Annotated in this window: 16 protein-coding genes; 12 read left to right on the plus strand and 4 right to left on the minus strand. The window is 41.9% G+C overall.

Annotated elements, in window-relative coordinates; genetic code table 11:
• Positions 1 to 355 precede the first annotated feature (355 nt).
• Together C511_RS0102775 and C511_RS0102780 are read left to right on the plus strand one after the other, a co-directional pair.
• Positions 356 to 997 (plus strand): hypothetical protein, encoded by a 642-nt coding sequence (locus C511_RS0102775; protein WP_027317753.1) that lies wholly within the window; start codon positions 356 to 358, stop codon positions 995 to 997.
• Between the two features lie 30 nt (positions 998 to 1,027).
• Entirely contained in the window at positions 1,028 to 1,276 is a 249-nt protein-coding gene (locus C511_RS0102780) for a hypothetical protein (protein ID WP_027317754.1), read from the plus strand.
• 721 nt (positions 1,277 to 1,997) lie between these two features.
• Here C511_RS0102780 and C511_RS17680 read toward each other — a convergent pair.
• Complete coding sequence (locus C511_RS17680) at positions 1,998 to 2,369, minus strand: hypothetical protein (protein WP_154657451.1); 372 nt, start codon at positions 2,367 to 2,369, stop codon at positions 1,998 to 2,000.
• A gap of 18 nt (positions 2,370 to 2,387) precedes the next feature.
• Between C511_RS17680 and C511_RS17685 the strand changes: the two genes are divergently transcribed.
• The 7 genes from C511_RS17685 to C511_RS0102835 all read left to right on the plus strand — a co-directional run bounded on the left by C511_RS17685 (position 2,388) and on the right by C511_RS0102835 (position 9,322).
• Positions 2,388 to 2,549: a hypothetical protein gene (locus C511_RS17685; protein WP_154657452.1), complete on the plus strand. Its 162-nt coding sequence runs from the start codon at positions 2,388 to 2,390 to the stop codon at positions 2,547 to 2,549.
• 141 nt (positions 2,550 to 2,690) lie between these two features.
• Positions 2,691 to 3,230 (plus strand): hypothetical protein, encoded by a 540-nt coding sequence (locus tag C511_RS17690; protein ID WP_154657453.1) that lies wholly within the window; start codon positions 2,691 to 2,693, stop codon positions 3,228 to 3,230.
• An 84-nt stretch (positions 3,231 to 3,314) separates the two neighbouring features.
• Positions 3,315 to 4,430, plus strand: coding sequence for a hypothetical protein (locus C511_RS0102805; protein ID WP_027317758.1), 1,116 nt, complete (start codon positions 3,315 to 3,317; stop codon positions 4,428 to 4,430).
• A 699-nt stretch (positions 4,431 to 5,129) separates the two neighbouring features.
• Entirely contained in the window at positions 5,130 to 5,780 is a 651-nt protein-coding gene (locus C511_RS0102815) for a hypothetical protein (RefSeq protein WP_027317759.1), read from the plus strand.
• A 709-nt stretch (positions 5,781 to 6,489) separates the two neighbouring features.
• Positions 6,490 to 6,969 carry a hypothetical protein gene (locus C511_RS17695; RefSeq protein WP_154657454.1) on the plus strand — a complete coding sequence of 160 codons (480 nt, stop codon included), beginning with the start codon at positions 6,490 to 6,492 and terminating at the stop codon, positions 6,967 to 6,969.
• A gap of 109 nt (positions 6,970 to 7,078) precedes the next feature.
• On the plus strand, positions 7,079 to 7,987 hold the full coding sequence (locus C511_RS16055; protein WP_154657455.1) for a hypothetical protein: 909 nt from the start codon (positions 7,079 to 7,081) through the stop codon (positions 7,985 to 7,987).
• A gap of 126 nt (positions 7,988 to 8,113) precedes the next feature.
• Complete coding sequence (locus C511_RS0102835; protein ID WP_027317762.1) at positions 8,114 to 9,322, plus strand: hypothetical protein; 1,209 nt, start codon at positions 8,114 to 8,116, stop codon at positions 9,320 to 9,322.
• Between the two features lie 156 nt (positions 9,323 to 9,478).
• Here C511_RS0102835 and C511_RS17700 read toward each other — a convergent pair whose 3' ends face one another.
• Positions 9,479 to 9,766, minus strand: coding sequence for a hypothetical protein (locus tag C511_RS17700; protein ID WP_154657456.1), 288 nt, complete (start codon positions 9,764 to 9,766; stop codon positions 9,479 to 9,481).
• 177 nt (positions 9,767 to 9,943) lie between these two features.
• Here C511_RS17700 and C511_RS0102840 point away from each other — a divergent pair, with 177 nt between their 5' ends.
• Entirely contained in the window at positions 9,944 to 10,294 is a 351-nt protein-coding gene (locus C511_RS0102840; RefSeq protein WP_034781307.1) for a hypothetical protein, read from the plus strand.
• 393 nt (positions 10,295 to 10,687) lie between these two features.
• Here C511_RS0102840 and C511_RS17705 read toward each other — a convergent pair whose 3' ends face one another.
• Positions 10,688 to 11,593, minus strand: coding sequence for a hypothetical protein (locus tag C511_RS17705; RefSeq protein ID WP_161625892.1), 906 nt, complete (start codon positions 11,591 to 11,593; stop codon positions 10,688 to 10,690).
• Positions 11,594 to 11,857: 264 nt separating this feature from the next.
• Positions 11,858 to 12,736 carry a hypothetical protein gene (locus C511_RS0102865; RefSeq protein ID WP_154657458.1) on the minus strand — a complete coding sequence of 293 codons (879 nt, stop codon included), beginning with the start codon at positions 12,734 to 12,736 and terminating at the stop codon, positions 11,858 to 11,860.
• 1,086 nt (positions 12,737 to 13,822) lie between these two features.
• Between C511_RS0102865 and C511_RS0102875 the strand changes: the two genes are divergently transcribed.
• Together C511_RS0102875 and C511_RS18155 are read left to right on the plus strand one after the other, a co-directional pair.
• A complete protein-coding gene (locus tag C511_RS0102875; protein WP_027317769.1) occupies positions 13,823 to 14,185 on the plus strand; it encodes a hypothetical protein in 363 nt (120 codons plus the stop codon).
• 386 nt (positions 14,186 to 14,571) lie between these two features.
• Positions 14,572 to 14,766 carry a hypothetical protein gene (locus C511_RS18155; RefSeq protein WP_211227681.1) on the plus strand — a complete coding sequence of 65 codons (195 nt, stop codon included), beginning with the start codon at positions 14,572 to 14,574 and terminating at the stop codon, positions 14,764 to 14,766.
• Positions 14,767 to 14,873 lie beyond the last annotated feature (107 nt).

A 14,873-nucleotide genomic window follows, 5' to 3' on the forward strand; every position in this document is an offset into this window, starting at 1 on the left:
GGAACAAGGACAAGACCCGGAAAGAATAAATATGCAACAAATAAACCAAAAAAAAAAATCGGGGAAGGCAAAAAACAACAAAAGAAACAAACCGAAGGAGAAAACCCCAAAAAAAACACAAAAGAAGAACCATCAATTGAACGACTAGACGGCCGGGGCAAGTGCAGGGCTAACAATAAGAGACAACGGCGCCACCCAGGACGATGCGGATACCAATGAACACCGGAAGAACAAAAATAAACCGCTCGCAAACGAACATAACAAGAAAGGAGCAGGCAGAAAGTGCAAAAGTACAAGGACGGATAAACATAAAGACGATACTCAATCGACAAAGCCGGAAAAGAACCACAACAAGATGAAAAAAACAATCAAGCTGAAGCACAGTCATGACAAAAAGCAAGAAACCAAGGAATACACTAACAAGGCAAACAAACACAAAAACAAAACAGATGATAAAGATACCAAAAAAATAACACTCACCGATCTGGGCCGACGTGACGGCTCAAAAGACATAGAGAAAACGATGGAAAAAAACGATGAAAAACCCAAAGGCACAACGCCACAAAATAACAATAACACGAGCTCAAGAAAAACGGACACAAAGATCAACCCCACACAAGATATTTACCACGACCGGGCACTCCACAAAGGCACGCAACCCAATCACCAAACCAAGAAGATAAATCAAGCAACAAGCAGAGCGAATGATCAAAAAACAGAAGACACCAAACAGAAAATAACCGTGCCGAAGGTACTGAAACAACATACGCCAACCAGAAAACCAAAGCATAACGCAGGTAAGAACACCAGACAAACGACCCGTAGCAAAGAAGCGGCCAACAACCACCGTGCAACCAAGAATTCAGCAGAAACCCAAACGGCTAACCAAACTAAGAAGAACATAATGAGTGACCCCAAAATTATTAAACAAAAAAGCGAAGACAAACACAAAAACAACAACTATAGCCAAAAAGCAAATACAGAAATGCAGTCATAACCTCAGAAGAAAAAATACTCACCAATAAAGATGGAAATACACAATAAAAAAAAAAGCAAACAAACGAAGGAACAAGAAAAGGAAAAAACAAAGGGACACAACCAAGCCAACGTAAAAGAAGAAATAACATTCAAAGAAATGACAAAGGCGAATACACAAAACAAGCAACAAATACCAGACACAATAGACCCCATTCCACAAAAAATAGAAACAAAAAGAAAGAAACAATGGATCAATACTAAAAACAATACAGACCGTACGAAAATAAAGATCGACTAGACAAAAAGCGCAACGACAAAACCTACACGAATTAGACAAGACCGAACAAATCCTCAAATCCTCTAAATGGAAAATCCGCTGGAACTGGAAGCAGACAAAAACAAGAACCGCAACAGGAAAAGCTATCAAACTGAAAAAGAGTGGAAGAAGTAAACATGCCCTGCAGAAAACAATACGCAACCGGAAAAATTCGATAATGAGCATCAGTGGCAGAAGCAGAAATCGAGCCGACAGACTGCTAAGCAGAATCGAGAAAAACAAAATGCAAAACGGAAGGATAACTACAAGCGCTACTAGGACACCCAACAAACCAGGGCTAAGCTACTTCCGCCGAACGAACAAAAATAATAAAATTAAAAGCGTCAACTACAAGAGACGAACCATAATCACAATCCACGGCCACATCTCTAAGAAAAGGGAAACCAACAATAAAGCAAAAGGAATAGTCACGTAAACCGCCAACAAACAACAACAGACAGGAAAAACAAAACAAAAAAAAGAAACGGCGAACCAAACGAGTACCAAAATAGACAGCGATGATTCGATAAAAAACACTCATAAAAATCGCAAACAGCCACGGACAATAATCCACTAGGAAACCCAACAAACAGCAAAAAACAAAAATACCACTATCAAAGGGGCGACGAAAGAAAAAACCGAAGTACTCGATGACGCGGGCGGAATCAGTGACGATGAAATTAAGAAAAGCGACCCAAACACCTCAAGGACGAACAGAAACAGACACAAAAACAATAAGACTACAACCGGCAACGCCAGGGACGCAATACAGGGAAAAGTAAACCAACCACAGGCCATAAGGAGGCGCGCAACGCGGAAACAAACCAAAGACGTAACCACTGGTGAAACCACCGTAAACAGAAGCGATCAGCAATAGATAGGCCACGGCAAGACGACGGGCAGAAATACGAACCGAAGAAAAAGCAGCGAGATGCAACAAAAGAAGGACACCAAAGAAGCGTCCACACCCACTAACTACCGTAAACGCGAAACAAACAGAAGAACCAAGAAAACCAAAAAAAAAGGACCAACGAGGACCAAACCAGTCAACCCAACCAATACCCCAGCCTTCCACAAAAACAGGAACAAAAACATGGCAAACGCCAAAGAAAATGAAAAACTTCACAAAACACGTAATACCAAGAAAAAACCCACACCGGTGCACAACAGTAAAGAAAATATCACCCAAGCACAAGGAACGAACGGCGAAAATAAAGGCCCAAAGAAAACAGCCCGCAATCAAAACCAACCATAAACCAATGCAGGTCAAAACGAAAAGCCACGAAATAACCGCAGATTAGCAAAGATCCGTAAGAATCAACAACAAGATGGACGCCAGAAGGACAAGAGCAACGTCACCCACAATAACCAAAACACACGCAACAAAGAAGGGAAAATGCAGGTACACATTACCCCCCGGGGCAAAGCAAGGGAGCAAACACCCAAAAACAAAGGAAGCGCCATCAAGATGCAGCCGAATACACCAATAGTCCACCAAAAATCACAAAGGCAAGATAATAAAGAAAACAACCACGCCCGTCAACACAAGAAACAAACACACAACCCGCGGCCAGAAAGCACACGGGCAAACACGCACAGTCATGACTACCGACAAAAAACCAAGCATTACAGACAAGTAACACCAGTGAAAAGAATAGTCCTGCGTACCAAAATCGCCAGAAATCCACAAAGCCGCAGAAGAAACAAACATACCAAACAACGTAAAATCGACCAGCACGACAAAACAAACCAGAGCAATCTGTCGCGCAAAATCACAGAAGAAACCGACTCCAACGGCACAAACACGGAAACGGACATGAAAAAAACGGCGGAAAACCACAAGCTCAACACCAACCAGCAATTCACAACAAAACGTGCCGATAAATATAGGCTCACCCCAGACCGGGAGCAAACTCCAAACAAACCCGAAAACTGACAGGAAGATCAGCCAGAAACCATCAAGCAAAAGGCACACAGCAACAACAGCCACAACAAGCTGCCCGCGCATAATCACAGCGTGATGCATAAAGACCACAACAGAGACAACCAGACCGCTCCCCGCCACGCCGAAGGTCAGCCTAAGCTTCCCAAACGGAAAAAAAACACCTTCAGCCCTTCCCGCCAAACAGCAGGCCATAAAAAAGACAAAAAAAACAAAGAACGACAAAAAGACCTCGAAAATCCTAAAATAAGAAAAAAACGAAGACGCGCACATAACCAAACCACTTCAAACACCCCTAAAATCACACAACCAGAAACCGAAAATGCCACATTCAAAACAGACCAGCAACCTCCAACAGCATCAACAAACAAATCACGCACCAACAAAACACCGAAAAGACACAAAGCAGAAAACTACAAACACCGACTTGATACGAAACTACCGAAATCGAAAAGACAGACAACCCAAGAACCATATCACAACAAACCACACCAAATGCGATATGCTAAACAGAAAATACTGGATGAAAATGATCCAAAAACAAACAGACACGTAACCAGAAAAAGCAGCACCACAAAAGCAAAGAATTGCAAACTAACCCCTAACGGGAAAGACAGAACGGCCAAAGAAACCGGCCAAAACGCCAGCAAGAACAAAGAAACAACAAAAAACAAGGCTGCAAAACTAACAAACGAGGGAACGAGAAAGAAGGCACCATCCAAAACAAACCACATAAGCCCGAACAAAGACGACCAAGAAATGAAACCATCAAACAGATACATGCCCGAGGGCCAGGAACAAAATAAGACACAGCTACCGGCACACAAAAATGAACACCAAAACCCGTCACAAGCAAAGGCAAAAACGCGTAACATACGCCCGAAAGATCTCAACAATGACGCAACGTCAAAAAAGAAAGACAAAACCAATAAAGGGAACACCCACCACGATTGGACGAACGCGCAGAAAAAGGGCAACAACTATAAGAACACGGACCGCACAGAAAATCTCCACACAACACCCAAAAAGCAGACGGAAAAAACAACACACAACCTAAAAAAGGCCACAAAGAGCAACAACACGCACACCGCGAAGAAAAATAAGAAAAAACACGCAAAAGAAACCAGAAACCACATGCCTCGCCCCACAACCAAACAGAACAAAAGAAACTACACACCCGGATCGACAACCTAGGCGGAACACGCCTCATACTTCAACTCAAAAAAACTTAAAGCAGGTCACACAATAACCAAAAAATCGGGGCCAAACACCAAAAGCCGACTGTCGTAAACGCCAAAGAACACTCCTACAACCACACATTATGCCACAAGGGACCCCAAACCCACACAGCCAGAACCAAGCATGAAGCACAAAGCAACGGAAGCGATAACAGAAACAAATCCGCCCACACACATAATGGCAAAGCAATAAAAATTCAAATCTCTTACCAAACAGTCAATCATTATATCCCAACCCTGTGCCAAAATAACCATATCGTCATGAGAAAATCCTCGCGACGACAATGTCAAACAACAAGAAAACACGCACAAATACAGACACACTGAAGAAGAAGCTAAAGCGTCTCCCACCGCACCCCACAAAGCAACTACTTAACACGGCCCGTCACAGATAGAAAATTTCTGGAAACTGACAAAGAAGAGCACCAAGAAAATCACCAAGAGAAACACCACAAAAAATAAAAGCCGATAGATCACAACAGCTCATTACCAGGGAATTCGAAAAACCAAAGAAAATATCACGAAACCATGAAAAAACCCACAGAAAGGTATCTAGACAGACAATATTGCAACAAAAAGGAGAAAACAACACGCAATACTCAATAAAAATAAAAACAAACGACTCATCGCCCAACAAAAACCCCAAAGTGCCAACATGAATAGCAAACAAGCCAAAAACCTTGGAAAAATAAACAGTATAGACGAACGCAACATCCCCAAAAAGAAAAAGGCCAACAAACCAACTACAACCGAAAAACTAGACGAGCCAACGGAAAAAGACCCGACGGAGGACACCACCAGACAGCCGCAACGCAGAGAAACCGACACAACTCAAATCGACAAGGCCACTAGTCGAACAAACCCAGGCATCCTCCCCAAGGCTAACATACAGCACGAAAAAAGCGAAGACACAAACACCAAACACCAGAAGGGAAAAGACAAAAAACAATACGAAAGCATGGCCCATTGCAGTCATACACAGAAAATCAACGCCCAAAACAACAAAGAAGCGCGATGCGAGATCAAAAAACCCTATAAACAAACCAAAGACATGGGCAGAAGCCGGCCAATCGTAACCCCCAACACCCCGGGTACCGACAAAGACAAAAGCCCAGCCGCAGCCAAAGCAACCAATCCGGACAAGAATCATATCAAAACAAGGGATGCCAAACGCTCCAAGGCGAAAACAATTAAGAATGACCAAACTGAAAAAGAAGGCAAAGACCACTTCGCACAGAATCCAACAAAACAACGCGACAAAAATAGAAAAACAACAGACACGCTCAAAACACCCAAAAAAAACTAGGCACAAATAAACCGAAACAAGAATAAGCAAAAGACAAAAAGACCCGAAAACCAAAAGCAACCCAAACTAACAAGCAATAACCACACAATAAAAGACGCCGATAAAGCACTGATCGACGACAAGCCGTGCAACGAAAACAAAGATGACCTAAACCCACCAACCCCCCTCAAACACGGAACGAAAAAGCCAAATCGGACTAAAGTACACACCAAAGGTAATGAACTTCCCAAAGACATAAGCACTCAAAGAAGCGAAAAAATGACTCCAGAAAACCATAGAATCGATAACCTACCCCGCCGGACAAACCATAACGGCAAGAAAAATACAACCAACAGCACAAATCACAACAGAACCGTAGTCCCAGAAAACACCAATAAAACAACCAACAATCCGTATAAAACGAAAAACCAAAACAAACCTAGCAAGAAGAGAAAAACATTCAAAAAAAATCCAGAACAGCGCACCCCAACACCTTCGAATAAAATGACCATCGCGAGCCGGAAAAGGCAACAAAACCCCCACTAAAAGAAGCCAGAAAGAGATCAATCAAAACACCATAGCGGAAACTACCCAGAAAAACCCAGACAATTCACTGAAAGAAGGGAAAAAGAAAAAAAAATAGCGAAGATAAAAAACCAACTTATACCTACCTGCAGCTTCCACTGACCACGCACCGGCCAGAGAAACGCCAGGAACAAAGCAAAAAACAGTGGCAACAATTCAAAAGGTAGATAGGATGCACCCGGGACAAACCGGCAACACAAATACACCTCCCCAAGCACCGGATTGCAACGCACAGGCCAATGCACCGAAATACAGAACCCCAGCAAAAGAAAAAACCAAAGAATCGCCCTGCGAGGCAGAAAATGAAGCAGGGAAACCAAAAGGCAACCCACCAGCAATAGCACCCCCCAACATAGAAAGGGGTTCAGCCGAAAAAGGAAAAGCCACTGCAATAACAAACAAATCACGCACCCCAGAACAACAACCAACCAGCAAACCAACAAACAACAGGACCAGCCGCAAAAAACAACATAATGGTCTCAAACCAGCCAAGCAATTAAGAAGTAAAAATAAAAAACGAATCAGTAACAAGAACCCGGAACAGGAAACAAATAACAACAAACAATCAACACCACACGGCAGAGGGCCAAAATCACACCACGAGTATCAGGATCACCACACTTAACACACCAACGACCGGGAGCAAACTTACCAAAACCAAGCAAATCCAGTCAAACACAGATCACCGAAAAAAAAACACCACCACAACCAGCAAGCAAGTCAAGAGCGAACAAGTGGAACTAACCACCAAGAGCATAAAGATGCCCGGAACAACGACAAAGCACATAAACCCCGCAACGCACCAAACGCAACAATACGGCAGCAGCAACCACATGGCCAGTACGGAAATAACACTAAGAAAGACAACAAACAAACCAAGCAACACGCAGCACACTACAACCCGACTGCATCTGCTCAGGGACAGCAACGCAACAAAAAGAAGAAACGCAAAAACGCAAACACGAACTAGAAACACCCAAAATCAGATGACAAGCCTGACGTACGCACCAAAGAACCGCAACCAGACCAACAAAATGGCCCACAGCAACACCAAAGCAAAGAGAATAAGCACGGTGAGGAGAACAAATCTTACGAATTTGCCCATTACAATCCCGACACTCAAAAGAACAACACAAGAAAAAGCCCGAACGCTAGACATAACCAAAAGACGGAGAAAGGTGCAGACGCACAGAGTCACGAGACCTACAGAAACGCGGCACACGCAGAACAAAAAAACAACCATACACATAGCCCCTAAGAGCCTAAAGGGGCAATCCACCATAATAGAAAACAGGAACAAACGCTCCAGCCAACCCATAAGCCAAAGAAAAACGGGAACGAGAACCGACACACCACCAACAAATATCACCGCAATAATACCAAAATCAATAAACCGCACAGCCGCAAAAGCCAAAAATCACCTCATCACAAAGGTCATCAGGCCAAAAAAAAAGAGAACAACATGTCGCACAAAACCGAAAAGCTCAATAAAACACATCAACAATAGAAAGCGCAGACAAAACAAAACAAAAATAATACTACTACCCAAAATAAGAACCGCAACGAAGGTAAAGACATACCAAGACAGCCGCGGCTACGACACGACGCAAGTGGCACTAACGAAAGCCATAACCTACAAATAAACCTTTAGGAAGAAACAACCCGACGCTATCGCCCAGCTCAGAGCCGATAAAATCAAAGACAGCCCGAGGAACCACCAGGCCACAAGAAGACAGACAAAACTAATTAAAGAACACGGCCAATGGAACATGGCGGAAGACACCAAGCAAACGCACACAGAACCAGACAACAAGAAAACGACAAAACGCCCACAACCAAACAAATGCTCCGTCAAAGAACACAAATCGACCACGCGAAAGAGTGCTAAAAGCTACCAGCACAGAGGAAGCGCACAGAATCCCAAACAAACAAACATACCAGACAAACCCGCCAGCAACGACATCGACAGCCAAGCGATGAAAAAGCAAACGGAACCAAACCCCAACAGACACCCACCAGCCAACACGCCCAACGGTAATAAACCGGTCAGCCAAAACATCACTCAGGACATCAAAGAACGAAACAATCCAATAACCATGCGCAAAAAGAACAAACGTGACGCCGACCAAAGCCAGTATACCAGCACAAGAATTTACCGGAACAAACGGATCATAAAACCTCCCGACAAACATTGTACAAAATGGAAAAAAAGCTGGCACCAAAACACAACAAAAGATAAAATGGCAGAAGTGCAGAACGACATCCAGCTAGAAAAGCATCAAGAAACAAAAGCCCAATTAAAAGCAAAGAACAAACTGGCGGATCCACAGAGAAAACAGACGGCAACCAAACGCACCAGCGGGCAAGACGGTAAAAAAAGAAGAACAAAAAAAAACGCCACAGAAAAAAGCGACAAAAAACAAAGACGGGACAGAACCGCAAACAAGAACCACACACAGAAAACAGAACTTTGTAGCAAACGAAAACCCAACAATCAAAATGAAAACAAAGAGGGAATCACAACGTTCAAGAAAAAAACCGACAACCGCCGGACGCGCAATAACAGAGGCATGAAAGTCAAAAGCGTTTGTAAGCACAACGACAACGAAACACTAGGAACCGTAATACAAAACGACGAGAGGAAACATCGCATACAAAAAAGCAAAAAAAAAGAACAAAACCACATCAAAATGAGCAAAAACCAAAAAGCACCTCAGGGATACGAGAAATGTCAGAAAACCAGATCCCACGACATGAAGAACGCCACAGATAAATGGAACAGCCCTAAAAACAACACCATCCAAGGAAGAAACAAACCAAAGCCCACTGGCAACAACACCTGCAAACTCCAAGAAAAAGAAATTAACCACAAGGTGACCGATATCAAAACCAGACAAAGCAAGCAACCCAGAAGGATCATGGGGACCACAAACAACAAAATAAACCAGACCAACAAACCGCAAACGCACCAAACATAAGAAGGGACAACCAACAGTCAACCCAACAACACAGAACAAAAAACCAAAACTCCCAACCCCAACCGAACTCCAATTAAGGCCAAACGAAAAGCAACAAGTCTACATGCAACAGACACTGACCAAACGATGACCAAACAGATAACAAGAAACAGAAACTCAAAAAACACCGAGTAGACCCAACCGACGAAGGTCGAAGGAGACAAACAAACCAAAGACACGAATAACCAACAGCAAAAAACCAACACCAAAAGTACAATTCACGCCAGCGAAAAACGGCAAGACCAGAAACACAGGCGTACAAGGCCCCAAAAACAAGAAATATTCACCAAGATAAAAAGAACAGCAAAAAACGACCAGCGGAAACAACGAAATAGAACTGCAAAAGGACTGAATACAGGTCACCCCAAACTCGCCACGTACACCAAACCCAGCAAACAATTCCACACCCCTCACGAATCAGACAAACCAGATACGCAAACCAGAACATACCCCAAACAAAATAACCCATCTATCAATGCATCCGAAAGCAGAAAAAACGAAACCACACAACCAAGCCGGAAACAGAGATACACCAATACAACAAAAACACAAACGACCCAAAAAAGAAAAGAGGTGGGCAAAATGAAAACAAACGACCAGAAAAAAGGCACCATCAGCTGGGACATACCCAACCAGACCCAAGAGGTCAGAGCCAAAGCCAGCAACAAAGAAAGCCGCATTAGAACAAACCAATCCAGAAAAACATCAAGACGGACAGAAACAACAAAACAAACCCCCGACCGTACAACCCTTAAAGCCAACCGGACAATAGCCCACACAACCAAGGAGCGACTGAAGGAAAATGGAATAGCTCCGAAAAGCGCCAACAACAACACCACAAGTGAAGGCAAACGCACTGCCAAAGGAACCGAACCAAAAGGAAAAGATAACAAACAGATGAGCGACAAAAACAATAAGAATAAACAACGATAGAGCGCACGCCTAATGACTCAAAAACAGACGAAAGACAAACAAGGACCCAGGAACATCAAAATCAAAGAACCCCGTTTACAACGAACACAAGTCTACCTAAAACAAGAAAAACAAAACAGAGCATACCGTATGTCCCTGAAAAATAAAGTACCAAAAACAAACAGCAAGATCAATAAGAAGAGAAGTAGCATTAGAACCAATGGAACTGCAAAAAACAACCCAAACACAAAGAGCACGATAGGCAAAAACAACAGAAAGAACAACAAGAAAACCAAAAAATCCGCAAGAAGGAACAAGAACCAAAGCAGCACGCGCGAAATAAGCTCCAAGTCCCCAACACCAGTCGATAACAATGAAAGCCCCATAAGCAAAACGAACGCGATAGTCAAAACATCAATGACCCCCAATCAGAGGAACCGAAGGCACAAGGGAAAACCCGGCACCAAGCACGGCAACAAGCAAAGTCGAAATACCAAACAAAACATAGACAACGCGGGAATAACAAAAAAGAACAAGGTAGAGTTGCCCATACACAACAAACAGAACGGACATCATAAAATCAAAACAAAAAAATCCACAAAAACAGGCATGAATTCCGACATCTTTGTAAAAGATCCCAATCCGTAGCAAAAGAAAGCCAGGCAAACCACGCAACAACGAAACAACCGAAACGGCACCATCATCAAAAAAAGCAAAGATCGCAATGCCAAGAGCATGAAGAAGGACCAGAACGACACCCAGAACAACGTCAACAACAATAACACGACCAAGAACCACACAACGGCAGAACACACCACACAAATGAACAAGGAACCAACCATTAAGCACAAAAGCACCAGCAGTGAAAAACGAAACAAAAAAAAACACACACAAAATCACAATAGAGGCACCAAGACTGAACACATGAAGGAAAGCCGAAAGGCAGAAAACAAATATCGCCCATGCGAATACGACCGGGTCAAGCAAACCAGAAACGAAAACAACCAACACAACCAGCAACTCAGGGTCAAACAAAAAAACAAAAAGAATATCAAGCACGCCAAAAACCAGTACATCAAACCCCCGATACAACACACAAAAGAACGTAAAAAAACGATCAAACGAAACCACTAAACAAAACCGAACGTATATCCCAATAATGGCAACGCAAGGGCAGCCCCTATCCAGAACACAACCTCCAAGAACCGTGCAAAAACACAAAAAGCCAACGAAACCTGAGACTCCAACTGGCCAGCCCAAAAGACCGACACCAAGGAGCATGCACATCAGAAAAACAAAAAATCCAAACCCAAACAACATTCGCTACCCAAGCAGAAAACTAACAAATCAAAGACAATATAAACAAAAAAAAAAGAAAAACCCTCGACGACATAGAACGAAAAGGAGCAAGCCAAAAAAATCAAATAACAACAACCAAAACAGAAAGACACAATGAAAAAACACAGATAAAAAGCACAACCGACCAAGAAAGTGCGAGATTCATAAATAGATACAACGGCAGATGCCATGTAAAAAAGTACCAGCAAAATAAACGGAAGATCAACACCAACACACGAAAACACTTTACCATCTACCAAGCTGCATGACGTACACAACCAAAACAACACGACCTCCAGCTGATCTACAAAAAAATCTAAAAACGCAATAACAAATAGTAATAAGAGAAAAGCAAAAGAAAAAAGAAAAATCGATGCAATCAGTAACCCCAAAGCCAAAAAAAAAAAAAAGGAGCAAATCCATAATCAAAAGAACGTGTACCGTAAAATGAATCTCTTCGATAACCCTAAAAACAGAAATGAAAACCACCACAAAAGTAGGAAATAATAAAAAAAAGGCAGCGTCAAAGAAAGCAGAGAAATACCGGAGATAAGCTTCTACAAAAGAAATAGAAACAAAAACCTGAAAGAAGTCCCCCACATAACCCCCCGCACAAACTACAAAAAAAAAACCACAGTACTCCCCAAAATAGAAAACATAAAAAAAAAAAGGATCAATACATCGCAAGAAATAAACATAAGTAAAATACGAAAATTCCCAAACGATGTTGTGCCCGTCCATGAAATCATCACTCGATGAAATAAAGGCAGCATCAAACACATAAAATCGCTCATTGCCGATAAGCACTTCACGACGAAAAGAAAACACACGAATCACTAATAAAAAAAAAGAGAACACCAAAAAGAAAAAAAAAAGAGAAACAATACGCAAAGAAACAAAGCCAAAGACCACAGCAAGGTCAGAGTAGACAATTTCTTGACCAAAAGTATCGATCATGAGAGGAAAAAGCAGCCGAAATGAGAATATGCATAGTAGTGCAAAACACAACACAACATCATCAAGAAAGAGAGAAACAAAGAAGCAAGCAATATAAACACCACCATCATAAAACACAAACAACGCAAGAAAACCTAAGGAAACAAAATACCCGACAAAGGATGCCATGTCGAAGACTACACACAGAATCAAAAAATCCTTCACATCTACCGTGCCGTAACGGAAGAAATAAGAAAACGAAAAAGGATAAACCAATATGGCAAAATACCGCCCAGCGAAAAAAGTACGCAGCACACAACTTAAAAGCAGAGCAATAGAACCAGTAAAAACAACATGAACATTCTACCGAACCAATCGGATAACGAAAAAAAACAAGCCAGCAATATTATGGACCAAAAAAAAAAAAACACAGTAAAAATCACCGTACACAATATATAATGCTTCCAATAGAGAAGTAAAGGCATAAGAGGCCAACAAACAAAACAGTACGCCATCGAAATGCAAATAAGAAGAAGGAAGGTAGCCTGCCAGGAGAAACACATGAAAAAAACTTAACATGCCAATTCCACCTACGCACATAACAACTAAGCCCAAGAGACCGGCCATATCAAACAGGCTATCATCTATGCGGGAACATAAATCTATGGGGATGACAAATGCAAACCCCTCCTTGCAATAAAAAACAAAAGAAGCAGAATCGTACAAACGAAAGACGGCAAATAACCTAAAGAGCACGAAAAAAATATTCTCTTAAGAACTAAAACGGCACAATTCCCTATCCAGGTTAATAACAAACTCCACTATAAGACTTAAAAATTGAGGGCGGACTGCAATAGTTCTGACCAATACAAAAAACAAAAAAGCAGAAACATTAAAACAAAAAGGAACAACATATAAGATTGAAAAAAAAAGAGAGAGAAATAAAATGACCGCTGGCATAAGCCAATGCAAAAAAATGAAAGTGCCTGAACTAAAAAAAGTAGAAGACAAAAACAAGTAAAAGTAAAGAAAAAAAAAAAAAGGAGCGCAAAAAAGAAATCACTGCCTTCAATGAACCGCCAAAGGAACGAACCAAAGAAACAAAAATGAAAAGTCTTATGCGCTAACTACAGAGCTAGCCAATCAAACAGCTATGCCCCTTAACCGGGAAAAAAAACAGGGAATTTGCTTTTAAATGAAAGAATTTGACGCAGAAAAACAACATTAACATTAAAGGATAAACAAATAAATGAACATGAACAAAGAATCCCATAAGTGAAAAAATTTCTTATACACGTCAAAGAATATAACCACGACAATACCAAAGGACAAAACCCACTATGGGGAGCAAAAACAGAATACCGAGCAACCCCAAAAAACATAACCAAATGGAAAAACATAAGAAGAAGACGGCGCAAATTAATCCGGCAACCCTTAACAGGAACCACCGAACCAACAAACCGAATCCAAGGAAAAGCAAAACGCCGAAAAAAACTAACCCCAGAACCAAGAACACCCAAAACTGTGCTACAACCGCACCACAATACAAAATGGCAAAGAAAAGAGCGGGAAGGAAACCAAGAAACTCAAGATAAAGAAAAAGCTAAAATACACAAAGCAAGAAAAAAAAACCAATAGCCACACGGAAAGCTATCAGCAGAAAACCGATACAGAACAAAAGGCCGACACAAAATGCCAAAAAGGCCTCTAAAACGAAAGAAGAACCCATCACTGGTGCAACGGCAATGAAAAAAAACCCCACGAACAACCGGAAGATTACCGACAACAAGGGAAAACAAACGTCAGCTATAAACCAAGAGGCGAAAAGAACCAACACAAAAAAAAGCAGCAAAACAAACAACGCAAAGAGCAAAAACACAAAAAAGATCGAATCAGAAAAAAAAGCCCAGAGCTTACACAAAATGGTAGTAACAAGCTACACCACGCAACCCAAACCAAACAGGACCGGAACGACATCCGCAGCAAGAATCGATCAAATGAACAAACAAAAGGAAAAAAATACAATGAAAGCATTCAAAGCACCAGTAAAGGACATCAACAGCACAGCCGACACGAAGCCAAACGCAAACACCACAGGACGAACCAGCAGGAAGGCAACACCGAACAACAAGGAACCTATAGAGACAAATGAAGCAAAAACGAACAAAACGCGGATGCACAAACTGAACGGAAATGAAAAGAAATCAACCAAGGGATAGAACAACGAAGCAACGACCCAAACAAAGAAGAACCGCACCACAAACCCGCTCAGCAGCACCACCAACAACAAAAGGAAAAAAAGGAAGACAAAGATCAACACCAACAC

This window comes from Bacteroides graminisolvens DSM 19988 = JCM 15093, assembly GCF_000428125.1.
Classification (GTDB): Bacteria; Bacteroidota; Bacteroidia; order Bacteroidales; family Bacteroidaceae; genus Bacteroides; species Bacteroides graminisolvens.

Excerpts from the sequence above, each read along its gene's own strand:
- C511_RS0102840 (WP_034781307.1), top strand. The coding sequence starts at position 9,944 with ATGAAAACAAACGACCAGAAAAAAGGCACCATCAGCTGGGACATACCC.
- C511_RS0102865 (WP_154657458.1), bottom strand. The coding sequence starts at position 12,736 with ATGGCATCCTTTGTCGGGTATTTTGTTTCCTTAGGTTTTCTTGCGTTG.
- C511_RS0102780 (WP_027317754.1), top strand. The coding sequence starts at position 1,028 with ATGGAAATACACAATAAAAAAAAAAGCAAACAAACGAAGGAACAAGAA.
- C511_RS17705 (WP_161625892.1), bottom strand. The coding sequence starts at position 11,593 with ATGTTGTTTGGGTTTGGATTTTTTGTTTTTCTGATGTGCATGCTCCTT.
- C511_RS17690 (WP_154657453.1), top strand. The coding sequence starts at position 2,691 with ATGCAGGTACACATTACCCCCCGGGGCAAAGCAAGGGAGCAAACACCC.
- C511_RS17685 (WP_154657452.1), top strand. The coding sequence starts at position 2,388 with ATGGCAAACGCCAAAGAAAATGAAAAACTTCACAAAACACGTAATACC.
- C511_RS0102815 (WP_027317759.1), top strand. The coding sequence starts at position 5,130 with ATGAATAGCAAACAAGCCAAAAACCTTGGAAAAATAAACAGTATAGAC.
- C511_RS0102835 (WP_027317762.1), top strand. The coding sequence starts at position 8,114 with ATGGCGGAAGACACCAAGCAAACGCACACAGAACCAGACAACAAGAAA.
- C511_RS0102805 (WP_027317758.1), top strand. The coding sequence starts at position 3,315 with ATGCATAAAGACCACAACAGAGACAACCAGACCGCTCCCCGCCACGCC.
- C511_RS0102775 (WP_027317753.1), top strand. The coding sequence starts at position 356 with ATGAAAAAAACAATCAAGCTGAAGCACAGTCATGACAAAAAGCAAGAA.
- C511_RS18155 (WP_211227681.1), top strand. The coding sequence starts at position 14,572 with ATGAAAGCATTCAAAGCACCAGTAAAGGACATCAACAGCACAGCCGAC.